This is a genomic window from Microbacterium sp. 11MF (assembly GCF_000383475.1).
Taxonomy (GTDB): domain Bacteria; phylum Actinomycetota; class Actinomycetes; order Actinomycetales; family Microbacteriaceae; genus Microbacterium; species Microbacterium aquilitoris.
In genome coordinates this window covers 517,405-533,184 of sequence record NZ_KB911460.1, presented here as the reverse complement: position 1 = coordinate 533,184, position 15,780 = coordinate 517,405, and the positions used below count along the sequence as shown (strand labels likewise).

Sequence of the window (15,780 nt, the reverse complement as noted above, 5' to 3'; positions counted from 1 at the left end):
TGCCAGGCTGTGGGCATGAGCGCGGTCCATGATGTGGCGGTCGTCGGCGCGGGTCTCGCGGGGCTCCGCGCCGCCACCCTGCTCGCCCGCGCCGGGCGGGACGTCGTGCTGCTCGAGGCGCAGGACGAGGTGGGCGGCCGACAGCGGACCGACCGCGTCGACGGGTTCCTGCTCGACCGCGGTTTCCAGGTGATCAATCCCCGTTACGACGCGCTGGCCCGCGCGGTCGACCCCGCCGACCTCGATCTGCGGCCGTTCCCCGTCGGCGTCCGCGTGGTGCGCGGCGCCCGGTCGGACGTCCTCGCTCACCCCGTGCGCCACCCCGGGATGCTGCCTGCCACGATCGCGGGCGCGCTGTCGGGACTCGTGGCGCCGGCGGACGTCGTGGGCGCCGTGCGGTGGCTGCTGCCGGGGCTTGTGCGACCGGCATCCGTCGCCCACGGCCCGGATGAGACGCTGCACGAGGCGTGGGACCGCGTCGGCCTCACGGGGCCGCTGCGGCGGTCGGTGCTCGAGCCGTTCCTGACCGGAGTGCTCGCCGACGACGGCGCCGCGACCTCGGCGGCCTACGCGACGCTGATCGCGCGGTTGTTCGCGCTCGGGCGGCCGGGCGTTCCGGCGGCGGGCGTCGCCGCGCTGCCGCGGCGGCTCGCCGAGCTCGCGCGCACGGCCGGCGCGGAGATCCGACTGTCGCACCCGGTCGACGGCGTGACGGTGAACGGCGACCGGGTCGACCTCGGCGGCGCGGAGCCTGTGACGGCGCGCGAGGTGATCGTCGCGGTCGGCGGTGAGCACCTGTCGCGGCTGACGGGCGAGCCGGCGCCGCCGATGCGGGGTCTGCAGACGTGGTGGTTCGGGACGGGGGCGGAGGCACCGGCATCCGCTCTGCTCGCGGTCGACGGTGAGCGCGCGGGTCCGATCGTGAACAGCGTCGTGATGTCACACACCGCGCCCGGGTACGCGCCCGCGGGCAGGCACCTCGTCGCCGCGAGCTGCCTGTTGCGGGATGCCGCCGACGAGACGAGCGTGCGCGCGCAGCTCGCGCGGATGTGGGGCGGCGAGGCGGCGTCGTGGGAACTGCTGCGACGCGACGACATCCCGTACGCGCTGCCGGCGTTCGCGCCGCCGATGCGGCATGCGTCCCCGGTGAGACTGTCGGAGCGGGTGGTCGTCGCGGGCGATCACCGCGAGACGCCGTCGATCGCAGGAGCCCTCGTGTCAGGCGAGCGCGCGGCGGCGTCGGTGCTCGGTCAGGGCTGATCGCCGGTCGCGACGGGGCGGTCGGGGTGGTTCGACCACTGGCTCCACGATCCGCCGTACAGCGCGGCGTCGATGCCGGCGAGGCTGAGCGCGAACGCCGCCTGGGCGGCCGACACCCCCGAGCCGCAGCTGACGCCGACGGTCGTGTCGCCCGTGACGCCGAGCGCCTCGTAGCGAGCGCGCAGTTCCTCCGGCGAACGGAACCGACCGTGCTCGTCGACGTTGCCGCCGGTGGGTGCGTTCACCGCGCCCGGGATGTGACCGGCCCGCGGATCGATGGGTTCGACGTCGCCCCGGTAACGCTCGGGCGCACGGACGTCGAACAGGATGCCGCTGGTCGGCAGCTCCGCGGCCTCGTCGATGTCGAGGCGGGTGAGGTGCCGCGGGGTGAGCGCGACGTCTCCGCGGGCGGCGTGGACCGTCCCTGACTCGAGCGGAAGCCCGGCGTCGCGCCAGGCGTGCAGGCCGCCGTCGAGGACGCGGACGTCGGGCACACCGGCATCCGTCAGCACCCACCAGGCACGCGAGGCGCCGAACGTCTGCCAGTCGTCGTAGACGACGACGGTGTCACCGCGGTCAACGCCCCAGCGCCGCGCGGCCGTCTGCAGGTCCGCGATCTCGGGCAGCGGATGCCGGCCGTCCTCGGGCGCCCCATGGGCGGCGAGTTCGTCGTCGAGGCTCACGTACACCGCGGTCGGGATGTGACCCGCCTCGTAGTCGTCGCGCCCGTCGGGGCGGTCGAGACGCCACCGGACGTCGAGGACCGTGAGCGCAGCGGCATCCCGGATCATGTCGTCGAGCTCTGCAGGGCTGATCAGTCGCGCACGCGTCATGCCCCGACCCTACGACGCCCGACGCGACGATGCCGGAGCCCCGTCGGACGGGGCCCCGGCATGTGCGTGGGTGTGCGGGTCTACCGCGCGCAGGCGATCAGTTGCCGAGCACGCCGTCGACGAGGTCGTTCACGCTCGAGGAGACGTCGCCGACCGTGCTGTCGACGTCACCGGTGATGTCCTTGACGAGGTCGCCGGTCTTCGAGGAGACATCGCTCGTCACGTCGCCGACCTCACCCGAGACATCCGTCTTCGGGGAGACATCGGTCTTCGGGGCGACGTCGGCCTTGGGCGAGACGTCGGTCTTGGGCGAGACGTCGGTCGTGTTACCCGAGCCCACGTCGTTGCCGTTGCCGACCTCGTTGCCCGAGCCGAGCGGCGCGTCGACCTTCGTGTCGTTGCCCGAGCCGAGCGGAGCGCTCACGTCGTTGCCCGAGCCGATGGGGGCGTCGTTGCCGGAGCCGATGTCACCGACGGACAGCCCGCCCGTCGACACGTCGCCCAGGAGGGGACCGTCGAGCAGCGAGCCGATGGAGCTCTCGAGAGCCTTGTTGGCGTTGAGGAAGTCGGTGAACCCCTCGGCCGCCGTGGTTGTGGTGGTGGTGTCCTCGCTCTGCGCGGCGTTCGCCGGGAGGGCGAATCCGGCGGTGAGAGCGACGGCCGCGAGGCCGGTCGAGCCGAGGACGATGGTCCGCTTCAGGTTGGTACGCATGGTGTGTTTTCCTTCCTTCAGTGCGGCTTTCGCACGATCGGTTGTCCGGTCAGGGCCGCAGATCGGATTGGATCGGATGCCGCGGCAGCCGCCGACCGGACGGTGACCAGCCCACGCGTCCCGCAGGATTCCGGGCGACGAGCGGCATCCTGAAAAGTTGTTATGAGGCGTCGCAGCGCGGCGCCCGGGTCAGGATTGTGCAAGTGGTCGGCAGGAAGTTCCATGACCACGCCGACCTGAAGGAGATCCGTGACCACGCCGACGCACATCCTCCAGGAGAACGGCTCCAGCAGATTCCCCCTGATCGACAATCTGCGGTCATTCGAGGACCAGCTCCGGTTCACCCTGACGCAGATGGACGGCTCCTCCTTTTGGGTGTTCAGCCTGTGGCGCGCGCCCGAGGGCGCCAACCTGCGCGCGAGCCTGCCGCCCTCGGAGAACTACATCCAATGCGCCGGTGAAGCCGTAGGCGTGACGGTCGAGGCCCGTTCGACCGACGCCACCGGCACGGCGCACCAGTACACCGTCGGCAAGCCCGGTACGCCCTCGCCGGGAGAACCCACCGAGACGATCCGCTGGGACAGCGGGCGACGCAGCACGACGGTCCATGCGCACGAGGTGCTCACCCTCGATGAGGCCGCAGAGCTGTTCATCGCCTACTACCGCGACGACCGCGTGCCCGCCGAGTACACCCTGCGCGAGCTCAGCGGCGCCTGACACCCCCGACCCGACGCAAGCGGCATCCATTCATCGCGGATGATCGCCGTTTCCGTCGGGTCGAGACCTCGCTCATGGTCGCCGCCGATGGGGCGTTCTCCCCATCGCGGCCGAGGGTGTGCCGTGGCTACTGTCGATGGCGGAGGTGGTCGCCGTGGGGATGATGTTGCCCAATGAGTTGATCTGGATCATGGACAAGATGGGGCTCGAGTGGCCCGACATCGACGAGGACGAGGTCCACAAGGCAGCCGACCTCGTGCGCGGGTACCGCGACGACATGGAGTCGATCATCCAAGCCGTCGACAGCCGCGTGAACGGCGACCTGGCCGCGGCACTGCAGGGCAACGCCGGCACGGCACAGGTGGAGGGGTGGAATCGAAACCGCTCCGACAACATGCAGAAGCTCCTAGATGTGCTCGGCCCCGCAGCGACGGGGATCGACATCGCGGGTGGCATCGTCCTCGCTATGAAGATCAAGGTCACCGCCGAGGTGACCCTGACCCTCATGCAGCTCGTGCCGTTGCTCGCCGCAGGCCCGCTCGGCGCCGGCGGCGCGGCGCTGCTGCTGCTCGCACGCAAGAAGCTCCTCTCCATGGCGATGGAAGCGACGATCGAGCAGGTGATCAACGAGGTGCTGCCGCTGGCGGTCGAGCCGCTCGCCGAGCAGGTCCCGGTGATCGTCATGGCCCTCATGGACGCCCCCGTCGTGGAGGGTGCCATCGGCGACGTGGACGAATTCGAAGCCGACCTCGAGGCGCTGGAAGCAGCCGCCGACGAGATGGACGCGCAAGCCGTCGACATCGAGGACCGCACCGATCGGCTCCTCGCCGACCTCGCCAACCTGCAGATCTCGGGAGACTGACATGACCATGAAGAGCCTCATGCGCGAGATCGTCGACGCCGTCGACGGCGCGGGTCGCGAGTTCAAGAAGGGGTTCGGGGGCGCGTTCCGCAAGCGCGGCGGCAAACACCGCGCGGACGCCGCACGCATCCGGGGCACGGACCGACGCAACAGCGCCGACGCCGGGCAGCACCGGCGCGACGCACCCGTCGCCACCCACGCCGCGGAGTACGACATGCTCACGGATGTCAGCCGCGGAGTCGACCAGCTCGGCCGCACCGGGCGCCACGCTGCGCCCGACTACAACGTCGCCAACGACCTCGGGACCTCGGTCGGCAAAGCGGTGCGAGAGACCCCGCGCGAAGTGCTGGACGACGTGCTCGGCACCCCGAAGAAGATCCCCGGGCAGGTCGTCGAGGAGCTGTACGAGGACGCCATCGGGCAGGACAACCCCGACGCGTACGGCAAGAAGAGCCGTGGCGACATGGAGTTCCTTGCTCCCAGCGGCGAGGCGGCAGACCTGCGCGGACTGAATCAGGCCGGCATCGAGGACCGGTTCGGCCTCACGCCCGGCGCGCTGGACGGCGCGACGTGGGAGGTCCGGCCCGTACCCGGAACCACCTTCGTCACCATCGACGTCTCCCGCCCCGAGGAGTGACCGGCCGGTCGAGGGGTCGCAGATGGTCTCGGTGAAGGCGGCGGGACGACCATCTGCGACGCCTCGGCGACGGCTCAGCCGCGCAATGCGTCGGGCGCGACGCCGAGCAGCGCGGCGAGCGCGCGGCGGGTGAGGTCGGTGCGCGCGGGGTCGGCGCGCCAGCGCACGAGACCCTGAGCGCCGAGGCCGTCGATGATCGCGAGCAGGTGCCAGGCGATCGCGTCGGCGTCGATCTCGCCGAACTCGCCGCGCTCGCGGCCGCGGTCGATCTCGGCGGCGAGCGCGCGCTGCCACGCGTCCATTTCGGCGCGCACCCGCACGGCGAGCTCCTCGTTGCGGGTGCCCAGCGCCCACCCCTGTACCCAGACGAGGGTGACGTCGTTCGGCTCGTCGCCGAAAACGGTGTCGAGCAGGATGCCGAGGCGCGTCGTCGCGGCATCCGTCACCCGCATCGCGGCGACGACGGCGGCGAGCTCCTCGGCGACGACCGCACCGAAGGCCTCAGCCACGAGCGCGTCCATCCCGTCAGCGTGGTGCGCGACGAGCCCGGGCGCGACGCCGACCCGGGCGGCGACCGCGCGCAGAGTGACGGCGTCGAGACCGTCGGCGAGCGCGATCTCTCGAGCGGCGAGGGCGATCTCTTCGCGACGCTCGGCGGGGCTCTTCCGGGCCCGGCGGGCAGTTGACGCCTGAGACATCGACTCGGTAGCCTCCCCTTGTTGATCAATTGATCAATAAGTTACCCGAGGATCGAGGAGCCCGCCATGGCCTGGCGCATGCCGAGCGAGACCGCCGCGCACGAGCGCACCTGGATGGCCTTCCCCCGTGAGGGCTTCACCCTCGGCGACACCGATTCCGAGCGCGAAGAGGGCTACGCGACCTGGACGGCCGTCGCCGCCGCGGTGGCGCGCTTCGAGCCGGTGACCATGGTCGTCGATCCGACCGAGACGGCCCGCGCGCGCCGCATGCTGCCGGGCGACGTGACCATCGTCGAGGCCCCCGTCGACGAGTTCTGGATGCGGGACCACGGCCCCACCTTCGTCGTCGACGACGAGCGGCCCGGCGCCCTCGGCGCCGTCGACTGGATCTTCAACGGCTGGGGCGCCCCCGACTGGGCCGAATGGCAGAAGTCCGCGGCTCACGCCCGGCTCATCGCCGACGAGGTCGGCGCGGAGCTGATCCCCTCCGACATCGTCAACGAGGGCGGCGGCATCCACGTCGACGGCGCAGGCACCGTCCTGCTCACGCAGACCGTGCAGCTCGACCCGCGACGCAACCCCACCGCCGACCGCGCGCGCATCGAAGCCGAGATGGCCCGCACCCTCGGCGCGACGCACGCCGTGTGGTTGAGTCAGGGGCTCACCCGCGACTACGACGACCTCGGCACCAACGGTCACGTCGACATCGTCGCGACGATCCCCTCGCCGGGCCGAATCCTGCTCCACGACCAGCGCGATCCCGCGCACCCCGATCACGCCGTCACCGCATCGCTGCGCCGAGAACTGGAAGGGCAGACGGATGCCGCCGGTCGCCGCTTCGAGATCGTGTCGCTCCCCGCACCCGAGACCCTCACCGACGCGCACGGCCCCGTCGACTGGAGCTACGTCAACCACCTCGTCGTGAACGGCGGCGTCATCGCGTGCGGGTTCGGCGAGGAGCGGGCGGATGCCGAGGCGAGGGAGATCCTCGCGATGGCGTACCCGGGCCGCAGGGTCGTCACGGTCGATGCCCGTGGCCTGTTCGCCCGCGGCGGCGGCATCCACTGCATCACGCAGCAGCAGCCGAAGGTGACCCGATGATCGACGTCGTCGAAGCGACGATCGCCGAGCTCCGCGCGACGCTGGAATCCGGCGAGACGACCGCGGTCGAGCTCGTCGACGCCTACCTCGCCCGCATCGCGGCGTACGACGGGCCCGACACCGAGACGGCGCTGAACGCCGTCGTGGTGCACAACCCCGACGCGCGCGCCGAGGCCGCGGCATCCGATGCCCGTCGCGCCCGCGGCGAGACGCTCGGCCCGCTCGACGGCATCCCGTACACCGCGAAGGACAGCTACCTCGTGCGCGGTCTCACCGCTGCGGCCGGCTCCCCCGCGTTCGCGGAGCTCGTCGCCCAGCGCGACGCGTTCACGATCGAACGGCTCCGCGCCGGCGGGGGGATCTGCCTCGGCCTCACGAACATGCCCCCGATGGCGAACGGCGGTATGCAGCGCGGGGTCTACGGCCGCGCCGAGAGCCCCTACAACGCGGACTGGCTCACCGCTCCGTTCGCGAGCGGCTCGTCGAACGGCTCGGGCACCGCGACGGCCGCGAGCTTCGCCGCGTTCGGCCTAGGCGAGGAGACCTGGTCGTCGGGTCGCGGCCCCGCGTCGAACAACGCGCTCTGCGCCTACACCCCGTCGCGCGGGGTCATCTCGGTGCGCGGCAACTGGCCGCTCGTCCCGACGATGGATGTCGTCGTGCCGCACACCCGCACGATGGCCGACCTGCTCGAGGTGCTCGACGTCGTCGTCGCCGACGATCCCGAGACGCGCGGCGACTTCTGGCGCGCCCAGCCGTGGATCGACCTGCCCGCCGCGTCCGCCCTGCGACCCGCGTCGTACCCGGCGCTCGCAGCGGGCGCATCGCTCGAGGGGGTGCGCCTCGGCATCCCCCGCATGTACATCGGTGAGGACCCGGATGCCGGGACGGGCACGACGATCGGCGGTCCGACCGGTCAGCGCATCGAGACGCGGGAGTCCATCCTCGAGCTGTGGCACGCGGCACGGGCCGACCTCGAAGCCGCCGGAGCGACCGTCGTCGAGGTCGACTTCCCCGTCGTGAGCGACTACGAGGGAGACCGCGTGGGCGCGAGGACGATCGAGGGCCGCCTCCCGGCGGGATACCTGGACCGCGAGATCGTCGACCTGTCGGCGTGGGCGTGGGACGACTTCCTCGACGCGAACGGCGATCCCGCACTCTCGTCACTCGCAGACGTCGACGGCGCGACGATCTTCCCGCACCCGCCCGGCGCCCTCCCCGACCGCTACACCGGCTTCGACGACGACATCGCCGAGTACCCCGACTGGGTGCGCGCGCATCCGGGCGCGACGCTCGACGACATGCCCGAGCTCGCCGACGGCCTCCGCGCCCTCGAACAGGTCCGTCGATCCGACCTGGAGGAGTGGATGGATGCCGCCGGCCTCGACGCCGTCGTCTTCCCCGCCGTCGCCGACGTCGGCCCCGCCGACATGGACGTGAATGCCGCCTCCGCCGACCTCGGGTGGCGCAACGGCGTCTGGATCGCCAACGGCAACCTCGCGATCCGACACCTCGGCATCCCCACCGTCACCGTCCCGATGGGCACGATGACCGATATCCGGATGCCGGTGGGCCTGACCTTCGCCGGGCGCGCCTACGACGATTCCACCCTGCTCCGCCTCGGCGTAGCCTTCGAACGTCTGGGTACCCGCCGGACGCCGCCGCCGCGCACACCCGCGCTCCCCCGCACCACCTCGGAGACCCGATGACCCAGCCCGCACGCATGCACGATGTGACCGACGAGACCCGTCAGATCGTCGACCTCGTCCTCGACTATTCGCGGCAGCGGCTGCTCACCGACGACAACCCGCTCGACAAGCCGCTGCCCCCGGCCGAGCTCGCCCGCCTCGCCGGTGTGACGATCAGCGAGCAGGGCATCGGCGCGCGCAAGGCGCTGGGCGTCTTCGAGCATGTCCTAGCACCGGCCTGCATCACGACCGACGACCCGCGGTATCTGTCGTTCATCCCCAGTGCGCCGTCGAAGGCAGCCGCGGCGTTCGACCTCGTCGTCTCGGCGAGCGCGCTCTACGGCGGGTCCTGGCTCGAAGGCGCGGGTGCCGTCCACGCCGAGAACGAGGTGCTCCGCTGGCTCGCGAACGAGTTCGGCCTGCCCGCGACCGCTGGTGGTGTGTTCGTGCAGGGCGGGACGCTCGGCAACCTGTCGGCGCTCGTGGCCGCACGGGAGACCGCCCGGGAACGCGGCATCCGTCCTGACCGCTGGCGCGTGGTCTGCTCTGCGGAAGCGCACTCCTCGATCGCGTCGGCCGCCAGGGTCATGGACGTCGAGGTCGTCACGATCGCCCCCGACGCCGGTGGCGTGCTGCACGGCGATGCGGTGCGCGCAGCCCTCGAAGAGCACGGCGACAGCGTGTTCGCGGTCGTCGCCACGGCGGGGTCCACGAACTTCGGCATCGTCGACGACATCGCCTCGGTCGCCGAGGTCACCCGCGAGTTCGGCGTGTGGCTGCACGTCGACGGCGCCTACGGTCTCGCTGCCGCGCTGTCACCCGAGGCGCGCCACTACTTCGCCGGTTTGGAGCACGCCGACTCGCTCATCGTCGACCCGCACAAGTGGCTGTTCGCACCGTTCGACGCGTGCGCCCTGCTCTACCGCGACCCCGAACTCGGCCGTCGCGCGCACACGCAGCACGCCGAGTACCTCGACACCCTCACCGAGACGAGCGACTGGAGCCCGTCGGACTTCGCCGCGCACCTCACGCGCCGAGCACGCGGCCTGCCGCTGTGGTTCTCGCTCGCGACCTATGGCGCCGAGGTCTACCGCGAGGCGATCACGTCATCGATCACGCTGGCCGAACGGATCGCCGCCGAGATCGAGTCGCGCGACGAGTTCGAGCTCGTGCGGCATCCGCAGCTGAGCGTCGTCGTCTTCGAGCGGCGCGGGTGGACCAAGGACGACTACGCCGCCTGGTCGAACCGTCTGCTCGACGACCAGCATGCCTTCGTCACGCCGTCGAGCCACGCCGGCCGCACCAACGCCCGCTTCGCGATCCTGAACCCCCGCACGACGTTCGAGGACCTCGTCGGCATCCTGAACACGATGCGCTGAGCGGGTCGCCCCGGCTCAGGCGATGACGTTGCGCCGCGTGAGCTCGGGCTCCCGCGGCGGGACGAGCCAGTTCACGGCGGCGATGCCGACCGGCAGAGCCACAGCGAGCACGGCGAGCAGCCACCACGGAATGTCGGCGAGGCTCATCGGCTCATGAGACGTCTGCGACTGCAGCCAGAAGCCGGTGGGCGGCAGGATGCCGGCCGTGGCGCCCGCGAAGGTCCCGAACCCCGCGATCACGAGACCCTGCCAGAGTCCGATGCGGCGCCGGAGGCCGGGCGTGCCGCCGACCGCGGCGAGCGTCGCGTCGTCGGGCCGCCTCTCGAAACGGGCGAGACCGAGGGCGACGGCGCTCGCGCCGAGGACGAGGACGGCGACGGCGGCGAGAAGCGGGACGAGCCAGACGTCAGGGCTCGAGGGGCCGGTCTCGCGCCACAGTGAGACCTGGTAATCCGCGGTCATGAGACCGCCGGCGAGTTCGTACAGGTGATCTTGCGAATTCATCTCCGAGCCCTCGGGGAACGTGGCGAGCACCTGTCGTGGCACTTCCGTGATCCCCCAGGCGCGGGCGGTCTCCGGGGCGATCGCCGCCACGATCTGCTGGTGCGGTGCATCAACCGAGATCGCCGGCGCAGTGCGCTCCCAGCGTGGGGCGGGAACGTCGGCATCGTCGCGCCAGATGTTGCTGGGGACCTCGCCCTCGTAGTACTCGCGCGCGCTCCACGATCCCGCCGTGACCCGGCCATCGGTGACGTACCTGTCGTCGCTGATGATGACAGCGCCATCGGCGTAGGCCGCGCGCTGCGCCGGATCCAAGGTGACGCGCATCGCTGCCTCAACGTCGTCCGCGGCCACGATCGAGAGGTTGTCTGAGGGGTAGCCGAGGTAGGAGCTGACTCTCCCGTCGTCCTCGCCGGGCGGCAGAAGCGAATCGCGGGGAGCAACGATCATCGCTCGATCGAGATCGGCGAGCAGGTCGGCCGACGACCCGACATTGAGAATGTCAGGCTGGGCGCTCACGAGGGCGGTGGATGTCGCCCCCGACGACGTGAACAGACGGGCGGCTTCATTCGCCGCTTGCTGCCCGACCTTCGCCGTCAGGAGAGGCTCTGACATCGAGGAGATATCCGCGACGACGGTCCCCAACGGCGCGCTGTACGTGTACGTGCGGGCCTGCTGCTCAGCAGTCATCGTCCCCATCGAGACTGCGAACACGCCCACGAACACCGTCGCTCCGATGGCGGCGAACGCGGGAACGGTCCGAGCCCCGTTCGCGACGGCGTCCCGTGAGGCGAGACGCGCGGCCAGACCGACGCGCGACAGGGCGCGGGACGCGAGCCACAGGAGCCATCGACCCGAGATGATGATGCCGATCTGCGCGAGCACCGGGCCGCCGATGATCCCCACGATGGGGATCCAGCGGAGCGGCGAGTCCCAGGCAATGATCGTACTGGCGGCCACGGCGCCCGCGGCGATGCCCGAGACGACGGTCACCGCCACACCGACGACGATCAACAGCGACCCCCACAGAGGCCGCGCGGCGGTGACCGTCATCGGCCGGCGTGCTCCACGCAAGGCGGAGATGGTGTCCGATTTCCCGACCGCGCGTGCAGGCGCCCACGCCGACGCCGAGCCGACCGCGACGGCGAACAAGAGGACGCCCCCGAGAAGTACCCACGGCACGTGGAATCCCCAGAACCTGACGGCGGATCCGTCGTCGAAGAGGGGCATCAACGCTGCAGCCAGACCGACGCCCATCGCGAGGCCTGCGCCCCCGGCGACGAGCCCCAGGACCGCCCCTTGAAGGAGCACGACTCGACGGAGATCGCGCGGCTCGGCGCCGACGCTCGCCGCGATCGCGAGAGCCCGCTGCTGACGACGCGCACTGACGGCGAAAGCCGCACCGGCGAGGAGGACGACCATGTAGCCCGCGGCGAGCCCGCCGGCCCCGATCGCTCCCGCAAGAGCGAAAGCCTGTTGCTGGTCCCGCTCTGCGGTGGTCGGGTTGCCGAAGTCGTCTCCCACCGGCGACGTGACGGGCGGCGGGTCCAGGACGAGCTGCCGCGAGTACACGCCAAATCCCGCGGCGTTCAGCGCCTCGAGCTGCGAGAGACCGATGTCGGCGTCGGGCATGTAGGAGCGCACAGGGGCGTAGCGATCGGAGTCGGCGAACGCGAGGACGACCTCGTCGGCGGCCACCTCGGCATCGCGGAACGTCCCCGTGATCGTGAACTTCTGACCATCGACGAGTGACAGCGTCCCCCCGAGGCCGAGGCCGGTGCGGGTCAGAGTGGCGGGCGTGACGAGCACCTGCCGGTCATCAGCCGGCGCTCGTCCCTCGACGAGAGCGAAATGCCCGTCGAAGCGTGGGTCCGTGACGTCCCCCGCCCACGCCTTCACCCGGGCGATCCCTGCGATGGTCTCGACCCGTTCCTCACCTGAGGAGACGGGCACGATCTCCGTCCCGGCAGGCAGCGCGTTCGTGGGGTCCGTCGGCAACTCCGCCGTCTCGTCATCGATCGTCTCGGAACCCCACGTGGACTCGTTGCCGTGCGTGTACGGATCGTCCGGCATCTGCCGGAACCCGGATGCTGCCGGCCACATCGGCTCGACCCACGCCGACATGCGCCCGAGTTCGACGTTCACCCGCTCTGCAGGGGTGGAGAACGTGCTCGAGATGAACACCGCCACCCCCGCCATCCCGGCGATCGGCAGGGCGATGAGCGACATGATCAGCAGCGACGACACCCACGCGCGGCGCACCTGGCGCCGCGCGATACGCACGGCGACCCGCATCCGCGCCGTGCGCGAGGGCTTCGGTCGCTCGGCGCGACGCCGCGCCCCGGCATCCGCTCGGGGCCGGTCCCGCACGGTCGTCATCGCGCGTCCGACAACAGCGCGTCCGCGCCGCGGCGCTGGGACTCGTCGATGATGCGGCCGTCGCGGAGGAACACGATGCGGTCCGCCCACGCCGCGTGCCGCGCCTCGTGGGTGACGAGGATGCCGGCGGCCCCCTGGTCGACGCGGTGGCGAATCATCTTCATCACCGCTTCACCGGTCACCGAGTCGAGCGCGCCCGTCGGTTCGTCGGCGAGGATCAGCCGGCGCCCGCCGACGACGGCACGGGCGATCGCGACGCGCTGCTGCTGACCTCCTGAGAGGTCGTCGGGGTAGGAGTCGAGCTTGTCCTCGAGCCCGACCGATGCGAGTGCATCCCGACCCGCCCGGCGCGCCACCCGGGCCCGGAAGCCGTCGAGCTCGAGCGGCAGCGTCACGTTCTCTACGGCCGTGAGGGTCGGGATGAGATTGAAGTCCTGGAAGACGAACCCCAGGGAGCGCCGCCGGAGCTGCGCGAGATCGCGACGTGTCGCCGTCGAGAGGTAGGTCCCCTCGACGACGACTTCGCCGCTGGTGGGCTTCTGCAACCCGCCTGCGATCGACAGGAGCGTGGATTTGCCCGAACCGGACGCTCCCATGATCGCGACGAGCTCACCCTTATCGACCGTCAGATCGACGCCCGACAGTGCTGAGACGCTCGTCTCGCCCTCGCCGTACTGCTGCGTGACCCCCACCAGCTGCAGGACGGCGGCGCTCATCCGACGACCGCCTCGGTGTCGCTCGCCTCGGATTTGGCGGGCCTCCCCCGTTTGGGAGTCTCTGTGGACAGCTCGAGCCCCATCGTGCGGTGCGGATGCCGCGCGAGGCGCTGCTCGGTGTGATCGAGCCATCGGGTCTCGGCCTCTGCCGCGAAGATCATCGAATCCACGACGAGAGACCACGCGAGTTCTTCGGGACCGTCCGGGTTCGAACCGGCGTACTTCGCTCGGTTGAGCTCCTGGAGCTGGCGCAGCGACGCGGAACGCTGTCGCTGGATGACGGCGCCGAGGTCGACGCCCGGCAGGGTCGCGGCGACGGCGAGCTTGATGGCCAGCTCGTCGCGCGTCCCCTGCGTGCGCTCGACGGGAGCGTCGAGCCAGGCCTGCACCTCGGCGGATCCGGCATCCGTGATCTGCCAGTAGACGTGACCCTGCTCGTCGACGTCGCCCTTCTCGACGAGCCCGTCGCGCTCGAGCCTGTCGAGCGTGTTGTAGATCTGACCCACGTTGAGTGGCCAGGTCGATCCGGTGCGGCGGTCGAACTCCGCGCGCAGCTGATAGCCGTAGCAGGGACCCTGATCCAGGATCGCCAGCAGGCTCTGTCGTACCGACATCGGGACTCCTCGCTGCATACCGGGTATGTGTTTTCTGAGTATATGCATACCGGGCAACATCCACACAACGCCCGCCCGTCCTACGCTGGAGGAATGGCCGACGACCGAGCCGCGAACGACGACCCCCGCCTCACTGCGGCGCGCTATCGCGTCGAAAAGGCGGCGCAGGAGAACGGCGAGGAACCGCCCGCCGAACCGGAGCGTCACTCCGGGACGCCCACCGGCACGGAGCGCGCGATGTACGTCGAGACCGCGATCCAGCAGGCCATCCGGCGCGGCGACTTCGACGACCTCCCTGGCGCCGGCAAGCCCCTCGAAGGCCTGGGCGGCTCGCACGATCCGGACTGGTGGATCAAGCGGAAGATCCGCACCGAGCAGCTCTCCGGCCTCGGCCCGCCCGCTCTGCGACTGCGGATCGAGCACGCCGAGTTCGAAGACCGCGTCGACGCCTTACACCGCGAAGAGGACGTCCGCGAATACACCGCCGACTTCTCGCGCCGCGTCGTCGAGGCGCGCCGGCAGCTGCAGGGCGGACCACCCGTCGTCACCCCGACCCGCGACCCCGACGCCGAGGTCGCGGCCTGGCGGGAACGGCGCGCGGCGCGGGCCGCGGCATCCGCTCCTCCCGAAGCGCCCGCGAAGCCGCGCCGTCGCTGGTGGCGGCGGTAAGGCTCAGCCGATCGCGGCGCGCCACTCGGCGAGGAGCCGCGCGATGGTGCGGGTCTCGTCCCACGGCACCTCGGGCGCCTCGGTGCGCCCGTCGCGGAGCGCACGGATCGTGGCATCCGCCTCGGCCGCCATCGGCTGCACCGTCGGCACCTCGATCTCCTCACGCGTGCCGTCGGTGCGGATGAGGGTCGCCGCCTCGGTGCTGTCGGTGCGACTCCCCCACACGTTCGGGATCTCGAGCGTCGCATCCCGCCCGACGATGCGCGTCAGACGCGGCAGGTCATGCACGATCGCGGTGCGGATGTTCGCCGACGCACCGCCCAGATCGATGGATACCGCCGCGCTCACATCGACGCCGGTCTCGCCGATCGTGCCCGCCGCCGCCTGCACGGCCAGCCCCGACAGGTCGTGGCCGGCCCAGGCCGCGACACCGACGACGAGCGACAGCGGGTAGCAGCCGACGTCGAGGATCGCGCCGCCGGCCGTGGCGGGATCGAACAGCCTGCCCGTGTGGGAGCCGGCGGCGAAGCCGAGCGACGACTCGATCTCGACGAGGTCGCCCAGCGCGCCGCCGCCGACGATCTCCCGCAGGCGGTCGGCGAAGGGACCGAAGCGGTACTTGAAGGCCTCGACGAGCGGGAGTCCCGCCTCGCGCGCGGCGCGGACCGCGGCATCCGTCTCGTCCGGCGAGACGCCGAGCGGCTTCTCGCAGAGGACGGCCTTGCCCGCGGCGAGGGCGCGGTGGACGAGCTCGGTGTGCGTCGTGTGGACCGTGCCGATGTAGACCGCGTCGATGTCGTCGCGGTCGACGATCTCGTCGTACGTGCCGACGACGGCTGCGCCGTGGGCCGCGGCGAACTCCTCCGCACGCGACACGTCGCGCGCACCGACCGCGTGGAGGCGTCCGAGCTCCGAGTCCGGGAGCGCGTGGGCGAAGTCGCCGCTGATCGCTCCGGCACCGAGGATGGCCCAACGTGCGTGTGTCATCCGGCCACGCTATCGCCCGCGCCGCGG

General features: G+C 71.3%; 15 protein-coding genes. 8 read left to right on the top strand and 7 right to left on the bottom strand.

Annotation, left to right across the window (positions count from 1 at the left end; genetic code table 11):
• Positions 1-15: 15 nt before the first annotated feature.
• The gene (locus H286_RS0109515) at positions 16-1,260 is read left to right on the top strand and encodes an NAD(P)/FAD-dependent oxidoreductase (protein WP_020097969.1); all 1,245 of its coding nucleotides are present in this window, start codon (positions 16-18) and stop codon (positions 1,258-1,260) included.
• Here the strand turns inward: H286_RS0109515 and H286_RS0109510 are convergent.
• On the bottom strand, positions 1,251-2,093 hold the full coding sequence (locus H286_RS0109510; protein ID WP_020097968.1) for a sulfurtransferase: 843 nt from the start codon (positions 2,091-2,093) through the stop codon (positions 1,251-1,253). The two genes, H286_RS0109515 and H286_RS0109510, sit on opposite strands and share 10 nt — an antisense overlap.
• Before the next feature lie 97 nt (positions 2,094-2,190).
• Positions 2,191-2,805: a hypothetical protein gene (locus H286_RS0109505; protein ID WP_020097967.1), complete on the bottom strand. Its 615-nt coding sequence runs from the start codon at positions 2,803-2,805 to the stop codon at positions 2,191-2,193.
• 249 nt (positions 2,806-3,054) lie between these two features.
• Between H286_RS0109505 and H286_RS0109500 the strand changes: the two genes are divergently transcribed.
• From H286_RS0109500 to H286_RS0109490, 3 genes are all read left to right on the top strand, one after another.
• On the top strand, positions 3,055-3,522 hold the full coding sequence (locus H286_RS0109500; RefSeq protein ID WP_020097966.1) for a hypothetical protein: 468 nt from the start codon (positions 3,055-3,057) through the stop codon (positions 3,520-3,522).
• 136 nt (positions 3,523-3,658) lie between these two features.
• Positions 3,659-4,384, top strand: a complete 726-nt coding sequence (locus H286_RS0109495) for a WXG100-like domain-containing protein (RefSeq protein ID WP_020665438.1) — start codon at positions 3,659-3,661, stop codon at positions 4,382-4,384.
• A 1-nt stretch (position 4,385) separates the two neighbouring features.
• Positions 4,386-5,021 (top strand): hypothetical protein, encoded by a 636-nt coding sequence (locus tag H286_RS0109490; protein ID WP_020097964.1) that lies wholly within the window; start codon positions 4,386-4,388, stop codon positions 5,019-5,021.
• 74 nt (positions 5,022-5,095) lie between these two features.
• Here the strand turns inward: H286_RS0109490 and H286_RS0109485 are convergent, their stop codons facing one another.
• On the bottom strand, positions 5,096-5,719 hold the full coding sequence (locus tag H286_RS0109485) for a TetR/AcrR family transcriptional regulator (RefSeq protein ID WP_028497464.1): 624 nt from the start codon (positions 5,717-5,719) through the stop codon (positions 5,096-5,098).
• Between the two features lie 66 nt (positions 5,720-5,785).
• Here H286_RS0109485 and H286_RS0109480 point away from each other — a divergent pair, with 66 nt between their 5' ends.
• The 3 genes from H286_RS0109480 to H286_RS0109470 are packed head-to-tail and all read left to right on the top strand — an operon-like array spanning position 5,786 to position 9,887.
• The gene (locus H286_RS0109480) at positions 5,786-6,820 is read left to right on the top strand and encodes an agmatine deiminase family protein (RefSeq protein WP_020097961.1); all 1,035 of its coding nucleotides are present in this window, start codon (positions 5,786-5,788) and stop codon (positions 6,818-6,820) included.
• Complete coding sequence (locus tag H286_RS0109475; RefSeq protein ID WP_020097960.1) at positions 6,817-8,529, top strand: amidase; 1,713 nt, start codon at positions 6,817-6,819, stop codon at positions 8,527-8,529. The genes H286_RS0109480 and H286_RS0109475 overlap by 4 nt, the downstream gene beginning before the upstream one ends.
• A complete protein-coding gene (locus H286_RS0109470) occupies positions 8,526-9,887 on the top strand; it encodes a pyridoxal phosphate-dependent decarboxylase family protein (protein ID WP_020097959.1) in 1,362 nt (453 codons plus the stop codon). Before H286_RS0109475 ends, H286_RS0109470 begins: the two co-directional genes overlap by 4 nt.
• A gap of 15 nt (positions 9,888-9,902) precedes the next feature.
• On the opposite strand, the gene H286_RS0109465 is transcribed toward H286_RS0109470, so the two are convergent.
• From H286_RS0109465 to H286_RS0109455, 3 genes are read right to left on the bottom strand one after another with little or no spacing between them, the layout of a single operon-like run.
• The gene (locus H286_RS0109465) at positions 9,903-12,767 is read right to left on the bottom strand and encodes an FtsX-like permease family protein (RefSeq protein ID WP_020097958.1); all 2,865 of its coding nucleotides are present in this window, start codon (positions 12,765-12,767) and stop codon (positions 9,903-9,905) included.
• Entirely contained in the window at positions 12,764-13,483 is a 720-nt protein-coding gene (locus H286_RS0109460) for an ABC transporter ATP-binding protein (RefSeq protein ID WP_020097957.1), read from the bottom strand. The genes H286_RS0109465 and H286_RS0109460 overlap by 4 nt, the downstream gene beginning before the upstream one ends.
• Positions 13,480-14,097: a PadR family transcriptional regulator gene (locus tag H286_RS0109455; protein ID WP_018185531.1), complete on the bottom strand. Its 618-nt coding sequence runs from the start codon at positions 14,095-14,097 to the stop codon at positions 13,480-13,482. Before H286_RS0109455 ends, H286_RS0109460 begins: the two co-directional genes overlap by 4 nt.
• Positions 14,098-14,190: 93 nt before the next feature.
• Between H286_RS0109455 and H286_RS0109450 the strand changes: the two genes are divergently transcribed.
• Positions 14,191-14,766: a J-domain-containing protein gene (locus tag H286_RS0109450; RefSeq protein WP_020097956.1), complete on the top strand. Its 576-nt coding sequence runs from the start codon at positions 14,191-14,193 to the stop codon at positions 14,764-14,766.
• Positions 14,767-14,769: 3 nt separating this feature from the next.
• Here the strand turns inward: H286_RS0109450 and H286_RS0109445 are convergent, their stop codons facing one another.
• Positions 14,770-15,753: a Gfo/Idh/MocA family protein gene (locus H286_RS0109445; protein WP_020097955.1), complete on the bottom strand. Its 984-nt coding sequence runs from the start codon at positions 15,751-15,753 to the stop codon at positions 14,770-14,772.
• Between the last annotated feature and the right edge of the window lie 27 nt (positions 15,754-15,780).